We start from the raw sequence: 12,940 nt of genomic DNA, 5'->3' as shown, positions 1-12,940 counted from the left end.
CTTATAATTACTAATTGGATATCACAGGCGATAGCTCGCCGATAGCATGGTATTCCAACGCACTGTTCGATCAACAATGGGGCTATTTCGAATACCTTGGCCCAGTTGAGTGATGCTGGTTTCAGATTGCAGACGCCAGCGGGAACTGAGTCGATAGCGAAGCTCTAAACTGCTGCCGATATTGGTGGTGGATTGCCCTTGGTAGGCAGGGCGTTCCGTTCGGGCCTCCGATGTTCGAATGCCATAATAGTAGTCAACCAGATTTTCGCTCATCTGGTTGATAAACACGCTGGGCGTAATGCTCAGTCTTGGGCCTTCTAGTGGCAGTGCCGCTATCAGAGACAGCTCATGGCCTTTATGTTGTTGGCTAATATCGTGCACCCATTCCAACCCGATATAGCCAAAGGAATCGTCAACAGTGTGAAGACCAAAGCCTGAATCTAGGCTTTCATTGCGTGTTTCCATGCCCTTGGTCGCTGTGCTGGTGTCATTATCGACGGTTTGTAGTCTTAACGACACCAGGGCACTGATCCAGCTTTGTTGACTGAGCGGCAAATACACCTCGGCCCGGTCGATATTGATGCTCATTAAGTCACTTTGATACTGAATCACGGGCAAAGCATAAACACTGTCTTGGCTATCTTTATATTCGGATGACGTATTGGCCATGCCTGCGCCGAGGTGAAATTCACTAGCGTTGCTCGGCATAGATAAAGTATTTAACGTTATCACAGTTACAAACGATGATAAGCGGTACAGCGGACGACTTGCCATAGGAAATTCCTTTTTGATATTGTTTGATGGCGTCTCGGTTAAGAAGCCGTTATGTGATTATTGTTTGCTAAATTGGAATGGGTGTTTATGCCCAGCCAGGTCGCTATATCGCTACATATCAACAATATGATTGGAATTAGCAATAAGCTGATAACGGTGGCAAATAGCAGTCCATATGCCATCGATACCGCAGCGGGTATCAGATATTGGGCCTGCTCTGAGGTCTCACTTAATAGCGGGTACAGGCCAGCAAAGGTGGTTACTGAAGTAAGGATAATGGCGCGAAAGCGGCTCAGGCAGGACTCTATTGCGGCTTTATCCGGATCTAAACCCTGATCACGATAGTCATTAAAACGATTTACAATTAATAGGCTGTCGTTGACGACTACGCCGGATAACGCCAGCATGCCAAGCCAGGAGTAAAGGCTGATGGTTAACCCCAGTACAATATGGCCAATAATAGCACCGACCAAACCAATAGGAATGGCGGCCATAATAATCAGTGGTTGAAAATAGCGCTGCAAGGGAATGGCCAGCAAGACATAAATGCCTAATAAGGCCAGGGAAAAGGCCGTTACTAAGCCTTTTTGTGATTCTGATATTTCTTCCAACTCACCTGCGGGTAAAACACCCAAGCGTGGATACTGCTGGCGAATATCTGGCAATAACGATGTCTTTAGTCGCTGATATATCAGGCTTGGACTGGTAACTGATTTGTCGATATCGACGACTAAGCTTCTGCTTAAAACGCCGTTGTAGCGATAAAACAGATTGTTGGCCTGAGTTGTTTCAATGGTGGCGATGGAGGTGAGAGGAAAGCGTTGGCCGTCGTTATTGAATATATAAAAATCTGCTAGGTCCGCTCGACTGTCTCGTGCTTCTGGATCCAGTGTTAGATACATTTTTACGCGCGACTGGCCTCTAAAAAAACGATCGACTTCCAGGCCACCAAACCCTGCTGCCAGTTGCTCGGCTAACATGCGGTGACTAATGCCATAGAGCTGCGCTTCGGGTTTTAACCTAAATGATAACTGTGGCATGCTCTCCGCGTGGCTATCCTTTACTGAACGTACTCCAGGCTGTGATAACAGCCAGGTTTTGATCGCCTCGTTTTGTGTCGTTAGGGTATCCATATCTGGGTGCTGGACAATGATCTGATTGCCAACGCCTGAACCTTCAACCGAGACCGCCATATCTATATTAGCGACGCCTTCCAAATGCTGTAGCGATGTTTTCCATTGCTGTGCCAGGGTGTCCAAGTCAATGGAGCCGCGCAGCTCACGTTTGAGTGGCTCAGCAAAGACCAGAATTTGCCCTTGTTCTAAGGTGATGGTCATACTTTTTTCAATCACATCGGCTTCAATGCCGTACTGCTTACGATAATGCTGGTTCATGCTTTGGCGCTGACGTTTTACCTCTCTGCTGGCTTTTTTTAGCAAGGCTAATGGCGTATTGGCTTCCATATCTATTTGCATCATCATTAAATCTCCCGCTACCTGGGGAAACATCACACTGCGTATCTTGCCCGATGCTAGGTATCCAAATACCAACAAACACAGTGCTAAGCTGGTCAGCAGTACGCCATAGCGATAACGCAACGACCAGCGTAGTAGTGGCAGATACAGCTGGTTCCGGCAACGGTCTAATAAGACTTGTGGGATATTGCGAAGTTGGTTGATTCGAGAGTTTTCAGAGCGTACCTGGATATGACGCAGATGGGCGGGCAAAATTAACTTGGATTCCAACAGCGAGAACAACAGTGCCACAATAATGACCCAAGCGAATCCCGCAAATAATCTGCCTGTTTCTGATGGAAATTGTGTCATCGGCAGCAGGGCAACAACCGTCGTTAACACACCAAAGGTGGTTGGCATTGCCACTTTTTTGGCGCCAGTAATGGCCGCCTCAATTGAAGATTGGCATGTATTTCCCCTAAGCTGCTGCTTGTGGCTGTAGATGCTTTCACCTACCACGACGGCATCATCGACCAAGATGCCCAGTACCAGAATAAAGCCAAAGGTAGTGACTTCATTAATGGTGTAGTGAAAGCCAAACTCACCCAAGACAATTAGGCTTCCGGCGATGGCGACGGGCAAGCCCATGGCAACCCAAAATGCCAACCGTAATTGCAAAAATAATCCAAGAATAATAAATACCAGGATGAATCCCGTCACTGCATTGTTGCTAAGCAAGGTCAAGCGGGATTCGACATAGTCGGCGGCATTGAACCAAACAGTGAGATGCAAGTTGTCTGGTAGCTGTTGTCTAAGCTCTGATACCAGAAGGTTGACCTCTCTAGATATCTCCAACACATCACTTTCAGCCGACATCTTGACTGCAAAGGCCATGCTCGGTTGCTGATTAAAGCTCAGTTCAGAGTGGTGTTCTAAAAAGCCATCATGAATACGGGCTACGTCGGATAGGCGCACCAGTTGCCCTTGCTCACTCACACGTACTACCAGTGTGCTGAGTTGCTGCAATGACTCGACGCTGTGCTGCCCTTGCAGTAAAAATTGACCGTTGTCGGTTTTGAGTAATCCAGATCGACTGCGAACGGATTGTTGATGTAAGGCATCTGCGACCTCAGCAAATGACAACTGATATAGCTGCATTCTTTCTGGCTGCAGATACACATATATGCCGTACTCCAGTATGCCGTGTTGTTCTACTTTGTGCACTGCTGGGTTGGCTAATAAAGCCTGCTTTACCTGGGTAGCAGCAGCCAACATGCTGGCATCATCGCTATGGCCATGCAGTTGTACCATTAAGGCATCAAAGGTCATATCAGCCAGGCTGATGTCGGCCTTTTCAGCCTGCTCTGGCCAGTCGTAAATGCCTTCAATATGGGTCTTTACATCGCTTAGCAGTTTATTAATATCGTAATCCAATTGCTTTTTTACGGTAGCCTGCAGCAGGTTTTGCTGACTGGCCAGTGTCACAGATTTAATGCCACTCAAACCTTCTAAGGCGTGTATGATTTTTAGACCCAGCTGCTGATCAATTTGCTCTGCGCTGCGGCCTTCGTAATAGGCGCTAATCACGATTTCGCTGGCGGGGAGCTTGGGCAGGACTTCTTTTCGCATGTGGCTGGCCGATATCCAGCCACCTAGCAATAAGCTCAGCATTAGCAAGTTGGCGGCCACTGGGTGGCGGGTAAACCAGGCGATCATAGTGATGCCTCCTGCCAAGAACTTGTTGGTGAGCTGTGGCTGCTGGCTGTGTGGACTTGAGCGGGTTCTTTCATGAGCGTTTGGGGTTTGATACGCATACCTTGAGCCAGCGCATCGCTTGGGTAGGCAAGTACACTGGCTTTTTTGTCGATCGCTGTTGGCCAATGAAAAAACACTCGATTGTTGTGAAGAACAAACTCAGATAATGCAAAACGCTGGACTTTATTGACTCTATCTAGCCACCAGATTTCGTGCTGGGCCGTTAGGCTGCTTTCGGGAAGCGAATGTATGCTTTGCCAGGGGGTTAATGGCAACTCTACGTACACCGGCTTGCCACTCACCAGTGGTGAGCCTTGACTGGGGGTTAAATACAGTTGACGCTGCAATTGTGAACTGTATTGGCTGATCCCGCGAACGCTCGCCTGGCCGATAATTTTATTATCTAAATTTCGAATAACGGCCATTTGGCGCTCAAGGGGTTGTTGCAACAGCGCAAATTGCTGTTCGCTGAGGGCGACACGAATATCTTGCCCCTGACGTGGCAGTACGGTAGCTATGCTCTGGCCAACAGCGATGTGTTCGCCGACGTGCGCTTTTATTGCGATCAACTCGCCAGCAAAAGGCAGAGAAATTCGGGTTTGATCAAGGTTTTGCTGTGCTTGTTTGGCCAGTAATTGATAATGCTGTTGCTGTGCTTTGGCGGTTTCCACCATCAGGCTGTCATGTGCGTATTGTGCATGGGCATTTTTGAGCGCCATATTGGCGTTCATCAGAGCTACTTTTGCTTCGGCGACGGCGGCTTGATAGGGCAGAGGGTCTAACTGCAGCAGCCATTGTGATGGGACAAGGGCGGTGCCGCGTTTAAACTCTGCTGAAGCGCCAATGACGCGCCCGTCGACGTTACTGGTCAGTTCAACCAGTTTGCTGCTTTCTACCTGGCCCAATACCGTAAGGGTTGGCATTCGAGCCTCTATTTGGGGCTGAACAACGGTGGCAATTCTATGTTTGGCAGTAGGGTTGCTTTGAGGTGGGGGCGTGTCTGTGTTTTCTAGCTCGTCCACGACCCATAACAATAAGAACAATCCCAAGCCTGCTGCCAGTGATTGTCGCAAATGAACGGACGACAGCCATGATTTCATTAGATAACACTCTATTGCAGGTTAATAAACACTTGCCCAACTTGGCTTTGAAAACCAAATTTGCTTTGTGCAAAAGACGGGCTGCTATTGCTGGCCAGATCAATGGCACTGATGGCCAGTTTCTCCGTGGGAGCTCCTAGAAAGTTTTCATCAAGTTTGTGATTGTCGTTTTCATCGTGAAAGGCAAATACGGCATAGTCGCCATGACTCAGATCGGCGAAGGTGCAGCTAGCTTTTTTTTCAACAATTATTTGCCGACAATTTAGCTCCGCGGTTACGTCTCCGCTAAATTGCTGCTCGTTTGCTAGCAGGCTGATATCTATGTAGCCATCGTTGTTGGTCGCAGCGTTAACCTGAACGATCAACGTGCCTTGCTTAGGTCGTTGTACTACGTCGGTTGTTTGCTCTGCTTGTGATATCGCGCTGGTAAAGCTGGCGGCAGTGACAAAGGACAGCATGACTATGTTCATATCATCATCTCGTTTGATGGTTGTGATTAATCTTGATTGGCCCAGTGTAGGGAGGCCTCAGCTGAGCTTCAGTAAGCCTTTGTAAGAGATGGCACTAGGGTGAGCCGATGCATTTGAGCCACGCTCTTTTTTGCCTCTACCATGGCAAAAACGGTAGGAGGTTATTTATGAAGGTATTTTACTCACTGGTGTTGCTGCTATTGGTGTTGGCGCTGCTCGTACAGGATGAACCCAGTTATCACTCAGAAGAGATTAGATTTGAGGCAGCAGGTCAGTCTTTGTCGGGTTCATTACTGGTACCGCTAAATAAAAATAAACCTGTGCCTGTGGCGGTGTTTGTGCATGGTGACGGTGCGATGGATCGAGACAGTTCGGGCTATTATCAGCCCTATTTTGATGCCTTGCTGGCACAGGGCGTGGCGGTTTTTAGTTGGGATAAACCAGGCGTTGGTGCCTCCCAAGGCGACTGGCTGCAGCAGAGTATGAATGATCGAAGCCAAGAAGTGCTTGAAGCGCTGGCATATTTGCGTAGTCGAGAGGATGTCGATACTGCCAATATTGGTCTTGTTGGATTCTCTCAAGCCGGTTGGGTGATGCCAAAGGTATTATCGCAGGATTCTAGAGTGGCCTATGCCGTATTTATTTCAACGGCCATTAATTGGCGCCAGCAAGGCCAGTTTCTTACTCAACAGCGTTTATTGTCGCTCGAATTAACCGAGGAGCAGTTTCAAGCTGGAATCGCCTATAACCAAGCCATGGATCAGCGTCTGGCGAGCGGGATATCGTACGAGGACTATCTGAATTATCGCCGACAACATCAACCCGAGTTTTTTCAGGGCACGGCTATGTCGCAGCCGCGCTTTGAGTTTGTAATCAACAATATTCATGCAGATGTTGAACATGAGTTGTCGGCGATTAGCCAGCCTGTGATGGCGGTGTTTGCCGACTCGGATCAGCAAGTCGATGTGGAGCACTCTCTGGCGGTATATCTTGAACAGATCGAATCAAGATTTAGCCATCATATTTATCCCGATGCCGACCATGGGTTGTTTAAACAGCGCTATTTTAAAGGCCAAAGCAAAGATAGTCTGTGGTTTTGGCTAAAGATGGTTGTTTTGGGCAAGGACGGCTTGGCGGAAGGTGTCACCACGGACATTGCCCGCTGGGTGGTACAGCAGGTGGGTGATGGGCCATATACGGAGCAGCAGGATACTGATGATTGAATAAATCATTAGACGCTTTATTTCTGACTGAATCTTCAGCCGTTTGCTAGTTGGTCGTTCAAAGGCTGTGAAAGCACCCTGGATTCCCGGCAAGGTGTCGGTGGATCTCGCTTGGAGCTTATTCAATTGGCCAGATGTGGGCTGAGAAACTAGGAAAGCGTTCGATGTTGAGTACGGCTGATTTGCAGATGTTGGCACTCTGATAGCCGATATGGAGCAAGCTGAGTGTTGAGCAGCAGGGCTGCTGCGTCGGTTTATCGGCCAGAAAATTAATATTGTGCAGAACTAAAACATACTATACGGTATGGTATGTTTCTCTCAAGTGGATACGGAGTGCCTGTGATGTGGTATCGATACTCAGGTTGGCTGCTAGTCGCCATCGGTTGTTTGCATAATTTGGTGGGGCTGGTGTTGGGCTGGGATATTCTCGCGGCCATGGCGGCAGAAGGGTGGTGGAATACTGTTGAAGCCGATGGTGTGTTAAACGCAGAGCGTAATGGTTTGCTGTGGTTTCTATTGTTGGGCGGCTTTTGGTGGATACTGGGCGCCCTAATGCAGGCTTGGCTAGCTCGCTGGCAGGTGCTGCCCCGATGGTTGGGCTGTGCCTTTTTCGCGGCGGGTGGCATCACGGTATTGGTATTGCCACAATCCGGAGCTTGGCTGTTTTTCCCCTTGGCGTTGCTGCTATTGATGGGCACGGATGCGGATCAAATACAGGGAGCTGCATTATGAAAATGCAGCGACAAGACTGGTTAAGTTTGGGCCTAAAAGTATTAACGCAGCACGGCATCGTAGCGGTAAAAATCGATGCTTTGTGTCACGCGGCTGGCGCCAGTAAAGGCTCCTTTTATCATCATTTTAAGCACCGTGATGATTATTTGGCTGCGTTGCTGGACTATTGGCAGTTTTATTACAGTCGCTATTTAATTGAGCAGGTTGAAAACTTGCCAGACTGGCAGCAGCGCCAGGTTCAGTTAAATGAATTGCTCGATGATGAAGCGCTGGCGATTGAGGCGGCCATTCGTCATTGGGCCTGGCAAGATGGCTCTGTGCAGGCGGTCGTCGAGCAAGCTGATCAGCAACGCTTACAGTATTTAACCCGCCAATGCCAAGCGTTATTGGGAGAGCATAACAATGCGGAGGTTTTGGCCAATCTGGTGTATTGGCACTTTATTGGCTGTGTTCAGGCCGGGAGCAGCATTAGCCAGGCGTTACGACAATCGATGGATCAGTTGCTAATCGACATGGCTCTGTCTTATGGAGAAAAACAAGATGGATAATCGTTTGAGGTTTTCTGCTGAGTTACCCCCTGGCTCTGGCCTTACCGAGTTGTCTGTGGGTAAAGGCTATGAAGATGCCTTTTATTTTTCAGCCACTACTCCAGCCCATAGCGCACAAGCTGTATATGTAGCGGTTTTTGGTCATTTGCCTGTTGGTGTTCAACGCTTATTGCGTTGGCGAAATAAGCTGGTAGGTGTGCTGGGTTTTGAAACCAGTGACCTTGCTATGGTAGTGACTTTGGAACAAATCCAACATCAATCTCATATTGGAAAAATGCAGATTATTAAATCAACGACTAACGAGGTGATTGTCGGTAATCGCGAAAAACATATGGATGTGTGGTTATCGGCACAGCGTGTAGGCGGCGATAATTATTCAATAGCCACACGCGTTAACCTACATACTAATATTGGCCGCGGATATATGGCATTGATTAAACCGTTTCACAAGCGAGTGGCGTCGTACAGTATTAGCTCAGCAATTCAACAGGGCAGGTTATGAAAGTCAATGTTTTCTAAGTAAACAAAATTAGGACGTATTGTTCACTGGGTGTTGCTATTGTAAGTGTGAGCGAATTGTCTATGATGCGCGGCCACTTATGAAAAAGGACGCTCATAATGCAGCTTCATAAGATAGTGCTCGTCTTAAGTATTACGTTTTTAACGGCATGTGGTGGCTCGTCAGCAAGCTCATCCAGTACTCCAAGCAAAACTGTACCCACCACTCAGCCAGAAACCGGTACTGAACCAGAAACCGGGACTGAATCAGAAACCGGCACTGAACCAGAAACCGGCACTGAACCAGAAACCGGCACTGAACCAGAAACCGGCACTGAACCAGAAACCGGCACTGAATCAGAAACCGGTAGTGAATCAGAAACCGGTAGTGAATCAGAAACCGGTAGTGAATCAGAAACCGGTAGTGAATCAGAAACCGGTAGTGAATCAGAAACCGGCACTGAACCAGAAACTGACACTGAACCAGAGACTGGCACTGAACCAGAGACTGGCACTGAGCCAGAAACCAGTACTGATCCAGAAACTGGAGCAGATCCTGACTCTGGGAATAACAACGACAATGTGAGCAATCAAGGCGGGGATTTTTTCCAGCGCTATGAATCCTGGTTACAGCAACGGGCGGCCGGCCTATTAGATGCAGACTTACATTATCGCTACTTTTCATCCATGGGTGGCACCTTTGTTGGTTATGTGGACCTTGTGAGTGCAGAGTCTGGCCTGACGCCTACCGGTGCTGTTGAATTCGACGCTAATTTGGAAGCACTTAGGTATGGTGCAGATGTTATTGGTGATGATTACTATTGCACGTACCAAATGGATGGCGTTGTCAGCCTTTGCATGGCTATTAAGCAAAACCTATTGTTTTCTGTGACAGAATCGAGTTTGGGCTCAGCTTCTATTTCCGTTACCTCTCTGCGACCGGGTCAAGGTGTGGCGACAATTTCGCTGGCGATGGTGGATGGCCATTCGTTAGAGAATGGCGTTGCTATGATTGCCGCTGCGGATTTGGGAGAGCAGCAGGTTATCACCCCTCAATTAAGCGGTGATTGGAATATTCAATTTATCCGTCTTCCTCTTCGTTTTGATGCTCATCGTATTACTGTGTCTTCTGAACGTCTCAGTTGTTCAGAATCTGCGTGCCGACTTGCTTCCGGTAAAGAAGTACTGACTGGCTTAGTCTCCCAAGCCAATGGCTATGCCATGTCGCAGGAATCTCTATCGTCATGGGTTGATGCTGTCAGCACATCACCATCAAACAATATGATTGCGGCGGTGCATTACCCCAAGAGCGAAGGTGATATCACCTTGTTGATTGGAGTGCGTCAATAAACCATCCTGTATTTATGCCCGGCAGTTGTCGGGCAACATTTATACTCCTTTGGCACACTCCTGCGGGCTAAGGCCAAAGTAGCGTTTAAATTCACGGCTAAATTGGGTTGGGCTGTCATAGCCTACCTGATTGGCTGCTTGTTTTACCTTGATGCCCTGATCCGTTAGTAGTTGTCTGGCTCGGGTTAAACGAATCTTCTTCATATATTGAATAGGTGAGGTTGATGTCATTTGTCGAAAATTACGGTGAAAGCTCGATGGGCTCATGTTGGCCAGCTGTGCCAGTTGCTCAACATCCAGTTTTTGCTGGTAGTGTTCGTTGAGGTACTTTAATGCCCGTTCAAGCCTGGCAAGGTGAGTGTTGTGTGATGCCAGGGCGAATAGTGAGGCAGCTTGTGGCCCTTGCAATAAATGAAACAATATTTCTCTGACCAACCCCTTGCCAAGGGCGGCACTGTGTAGCGGTGAGCACAGGCAATCACTGAGCCTTTCAACAACACATTTTAGCTCGTCACCAAAATGGCTAACAAATAGCCCTTTATTATCGTCGGATTCGTTGGCCTTGGGCGCTAAGTGATGCTCATCATATAGACGCACCAGCTCGCTTAGCATGGCGCTGTCGAAATCAATCACCATAGACAGCAAGGGTTCACCTTGCTTAACGATGGTTTCGCATTCGGCCGGCAATGGCAGTGTGAGGGCCAAATAGTGATCCGGGTTGTAGTTGTACACCTGATCGCCCAAATACACCCGTTTTTGCCCCTGCGCCATTAGGATCACACCTTGGTTGTAGCATAACGGCACCCGGCCACTCGACTCGCTGGCTTTGAATACGCCTACACCTGGTAGGCGGGTTGGGTTAAAGCCGTCATTGGGGGCTAAAGCCAACAAGTTGTGAATCAGTTCGGTCATAAGGTATGGCTCTCAAAGTGATGCTTTAGTCTATTGCTAGACTGGCTGCATGTCTGCCTATTTTCTCTTTAGTGATAGGAATAGGCATGTTTTCGAGCGGATAGCCCATTCTAAACTGTCTTGGTGGCGGTATTCTGTATGCATTCGGAATGAGCAAATAGAGACCATAAGCATGCAAAACTTTGATTATCACAATCCCACCCACATCGTATTTGGACAGGATCGCTTAGCTGAGCTTGATCGTCTGGTGCCACAGCAGGCTAGGGTGCTGGTGTTGTATGGTGGCGGCAGTGTTGAGCGTTTTGGAACCTTAGCCAAGGTGTTGGAACAATTGGGCTCGCGCTCAGTGACCACCTTTGCTGGTATTGAGCCCAACCCACAGTTTGACACCTTAATGAAAGCCGTTGATATCGTGCGTGAGCAAAATATCGATTTTCTGTTGGCATTGGGCGGTGGCTCAGTCATGGACGGCACTAAGTTTGTTGCCGCAGCGGCACCTTTTGATGGTGATGCAGAAAGTTTATTGAACCACGGTTTTGCGCCATTACCGATTGAGCGTTCGATTCCTTTAGCCGTGGTCGCGACATTGCCAGCCACAGGATCAGAAATGAATATGGGGGCAGTGATTTCTCATAATGGGGGGAAATTCCCTGTAATGAGCCCACTTAATTTTCCTAAGTTTTCTATTTTGGATCCTAGCCTGACCTTTACCTTGCCGCGAAAACAAGTGGCTAACGGTGTTGTGGATGCTTTTGTACATATTCTTGAGCAATATGTTACTTACCCTGTAAATGCACCGGTTCAAGATCGTACCGCAGAAGGCTTGCTGCAGACCCTAATTGAAGTGGGCCCAGTTACGCTGGAGCAACCAGAAAACTATGACGCCAGAGCATCCTTGGTGTGGTCAGCCACGTGGGCTCTGAATGGGTTTATTGGTGCGGGTGTACCTCAGGATTGGAGCACCCATATGATAGGTCATGAATTAACGGCATTATTTGGCATTGATCATGCGCAAACCTTGGCCATTGTACAGCCATCTTTGTGGAAAGTTCGCAAGCAACAAAAGCGCGAAAAACTGCTGCAGTACGCTGAACGAGTGTGGAATATTAGCGATGGCACGGATGATGAGCGCATTGATGCTGCCATCGATAAAACTCGTGAATTTTTCCAGTCGCTGGGTGTGGCCACACGTTTGTCGGATTATGGTGTAGCGCGCGAGGGCATTGATGAGGTGATTAATGCCTTGCAAGCCCATGGTATGACGGCATTGTCTGAAACCGGTGATCTAGATCTTTCGATCAGTCGGCAGATTTTGCAAGACGCCTATTCTGCTTGATAGGCAAAGCATAACGGCGGTAAAGAGTGCCGCCGTTATGCTAAAACGACCAGCGTCTAGCCACTCCCAAGCTGAGTTCTTTGGCAGAAAAATGGTAATGGTCGTAAGAGTGTGTTTGGTTGTAAATAGCAACGGCAAGTTCCCAGCGCCAATATTGCTGCTCAAGCTCCAAAAACACCAAGGCACCTAGGGTAGTGCTGTTGCTGGCGTAGCGTACGCGTTCACAATGACTTCGAATGTCGAGCTTGTTAGTGCTATTGGGCGTATTAACATAGCGGCCTGCGGCGGCGTAGCAATCCTCATCAGCCTTGTATTCTGTTTGATAGGCGCTGCCGCGCACCTTGCTGTAGCCTAAGGTGGTGCCCAGGCCAGCTTTTATGGCGTGTTTTGGCGTTACGTCAAAACGATAAAACAGTGCGGGCTTCAGACCGTACACTTCGGTGCGACTGCGTGTGCCCAAGCGTGTTGATCTTTCTTCGCCATCACGCTCCATATGTTGTTGATTGGAGTGGTCAATATAATAACTCACTCCGAGGGTATAGCCCCAGCGGGAATTGCCAAAATACTCATCACCAAAGTTGAGCCCTAGCCAGGGTCTGGGTTTATTGCCGCCATCCATGGTGAACGCCGCTTGTGTTGAGTCTTCGTGCTCGAAGGCCGTCATGCGCTGATATAAGGTGAGGCCGGTATTTAGTTCTGGCCAGTCCGCTCTGGCATGACTGCAAGCCAGCCAAAAACAGAGCAGCAGGAGCAAGGAGTAGGGCACAGCGAATCTCGATTATATGGGG

Annotated in this window: 12 protein-coding genes; 6 read left to right on the top strand and 6 right to left on the bottom strand. The window is 48.5% G+C overall.

Annotation, left to right across the window (positions count from 1 at the left end; translation table 11 throughout):
- Positions 1-21: 21 nt before the first annotated feature.
- The 4 genes from AC55FS_RS13245 to AC55FS_RS13230 all read right to left on the bottom strand — a co-directional run bounded on the left by AC55FS_RS13245 (position 22) and on the right by AC55FS_RS13230 (position 5,553).
- A complete protein-coding gene (locus AC55FS_RS13245) occupies positions 22-774 on the bottom strand; it encodes a MipA/OmpV family protein (protein WP_496932730.1) in 753 nt (250 codons plus the stop codon).
- Positions 775-812: 38 nt separating this feature from the next.
- On the bottom strand, positions 813-3,944 hold the full coding sequence (locus AC55FS_RS13240; protein WP_496932729.1) for an efflux RND transporter permease subunit: 3,132 nt from the start codon (positions 3,942-3,944) through the stop codon (positions 813-815).
- On the bottom strand, positions 3,941-4,906 hold the full coding sequence (locus tag AC55FS_RS13235) for an efflux RND transporter periplasmic adaptor subunit (protein WP_496932728.1): 966 nt from the start codon (positions 4,904-4,906) through the stop codon (positions 3,941-3,943). The genes AC55FS_RS13240 and AC55FS_RS13235 overlap by 4 nt, the downstream gene beginning before the upstream one ends.
- A gap of 188 nt (positions 4,907-5,094) precedes the next feature.
- The gene (locus AC55FS_RS13230; RefSeq protein ID WP_496932727.1) at positions 5,095-5,553 is read right to left on the bottom strand and encodes a DUF2141 domain-containing protein; all 459 of its coding nucleotides are present in this window, start codon (positions 5,551-5,553) and stop codon (positions 5,095-5,097) included.
- A 167-nt stretch (positions 5,554-5,720) separates the two neighbouring features.
- Between AC55FS_RS13230 and AC55FS_RS13225 the strand changes: the two genes are divergently transcribed.
- The 5 genes from AC55FS_RS13225 to AC55FS_RS13205 all read left to right on the top strand — a co-directional run bounded on the left by AC55FS_RS13225 (position 5,721) and on the right by AC55FS_RS13205 (position 9,904).
- A complete protein-coding gene (locus AC55FS_RS13225; RefSeq protein ID WP_496932726.1) occupies positions 5,721-6,776 on the top strand; it encodes an alpha/beta hydrolase family protein in 1,056 nt (351 codons plus the stop codon).
- Between the two features lie 342 nt (positions 6,777-7,118).
- Positions 7,119-7,508: a DUF6463 family protein gene (locus AC55FS_RS13220; RefSeq protein WP_496935971.1), complete on the top strand. Its 390-nt coding sequence runs from the start codon at positions 7,119-7,121 to the stop codon at positions 7,506-7,508.
- A complete protein-coding gene (locus AC55FS_RS13215) occupies positions 7,505-8,056 on the top strand; it encodes a TetR/AcrR family transcriptional regulator (RefSeq protein ID WP_496932725.1) in 552 nt (183 codons plus the stop codon). Before AC55FS_RS13220 ends, AC55FS_RS13215 begins: the two co-directional genes overlap by 4 nt.
- A 55-nt stretch (positions 8,057-8,111) precedes the next feature.
- Entirely contained in the window at positions 8,112-8,558 is a 447-nt protein-coding gene (locus AC55FS_RS13210; RefSeq protein WP_496932724.1) for a DUF2867 domain-containing protein, read from the top strand.
- 116 nt (positions 8,559-8,674) lie between these two features.
- Positions 8,675-9,904 (top strand): hypothetical protein, encoded by a 1,230-nt coding sequence (locus AC55FS_RS13205; protein ID WP_496932723.1) that lies wholly within the window; start codon positions 8,675-8,677, stop codon positions 9,902-9,904.
- Positions 9,905-9,943: 39 nt separating this feature from the next.
- Here AC55FS_RS13205 and AC55FS_RS13200 read toward each other — a convergent pair whose 3' ends face one another.
- Positions 9,944-10,816, bottom strand: coding sequence for an AraC family transcriptional regulator (locus AC55FS_RS13200; protein ID WP_496932722.1), 873 nt, complete (start codon positions 10,814-10,816; stop codon positions 9,944-9,946).
- Between the two features lie 172 nt (positions 10,817-10,988).
- On the opposite strand from AC55FS_RS13200, the gene AC55FS_RS13195 reads away from it, so the two are divergent.
- Positions 10,989-12,152, top strand: coding sequence for an iron-containing alcohol dehydrogenase (locus AC55FS_RS13195; RefSeq protein ID WP_496932721.1), 1,164 nt, complete (start codon positions 10,989-10,991; stop codon positions 12,150-12,152).
- 40 nt (positions 12,153-12,192) lie between these two features.
- Here the strand turns inward: AC55FS_RS13195 and AC55FS_RS13190 are convergent, their stop codons facing one another.
- Entirely contained in the window at positions 12,193-12,918 is a 726-nt protein-coding gene (locus tag AC55FS_RS13190) for a hypothetical protein (protein WP_496932720.1), read from the bottom strand.
- Positions 12,919-12,940: the final 22 nt, after the last annotated feature.

The sequence above is a fragment of the Bacterioplanes sp. CLAM21 genome, from assembly GCF_059641015.1.
Note: the sequence above shows the minus strand (reverse complement) of the source record. Positions and strands in the feature narration are given on the sequence as shown.

Excerpts from the sequence above, each read along its gene's own strand:
- AC55FS_RS13230 (WP_496932727.1), bottom strand. The coding sequence starts at position 5,553 with ATGAACATAGTCATGCTGTCCTTTGTCACTGCCGCCAGCTTTACCAGC.
- AC55FS_RS13240 (WP_496932729.1), bottom strand. The coding sequence starts at position 3,944 with ATGATCGCCTGGTTTACCCGCCACCCAGTGGCCGCCAACTTGCTAATG.
- AC55FS_RS13245 (WP_496932730.1), bottom strand. The coding sequence starts at position 774 with ATGGCAAGTCGTCCGCTGTACCGCTTATCATCGTTTGTAACTGTGATA.
- AC55FS_RS13200 (WP_496932722.1), bottom strand. The coding sequence starts at position 10,816 with ATGACCGAACTGATTCACAACTTGTTGGCTTTAGCCCCCAATGACGGC.
- AC55FS_RS13195 (WP_496932721.1), top strand. The coding sequence starts at position 10,989 with ATGCAAAACTTTGATTATCACAATCCCACCCACATCGTATTTGGACAG.
- AC55FS_RS13205 (WP_496932723.1), top strand. The coding sequence starts at position 8,675 with ATGCAGCTTCATAAGATAGTGCTCGTCTTAAGTATTACGTTTTTAACG.
- AC55FS_RS13225 (WP_496932726.1), top strand. The coding sequence starts at position 5,721 with ATGAAGGTATTTTACTCACTGGTGTTGCTGCTATTGGTGTTGGCGCTG.
- AC55FS_RS13215 (WP_496932725.1), top strand. The coding sequence starts at position 7,505 with ATGAAAATGCAGCGACAAGACTGGTTAAGTTTGGGCCTAAAAGTATTA.
- AC55FS_RS13235 (WP_496932728.1), bottom strand. The coding sequence starts at position 4,906 with ATGCCAACCCTTACGGTATTGGGCCAGGTAGAAAGCAGCAAACTGGTT.
- AC55FS_RS13220 (WP_496935971.1), top strand. The coding sequence starts at position 7,119 with ATGTGGTATCGATACTCAGGTTGGCTGCTAGTCGCCATCGGTTGTTTG.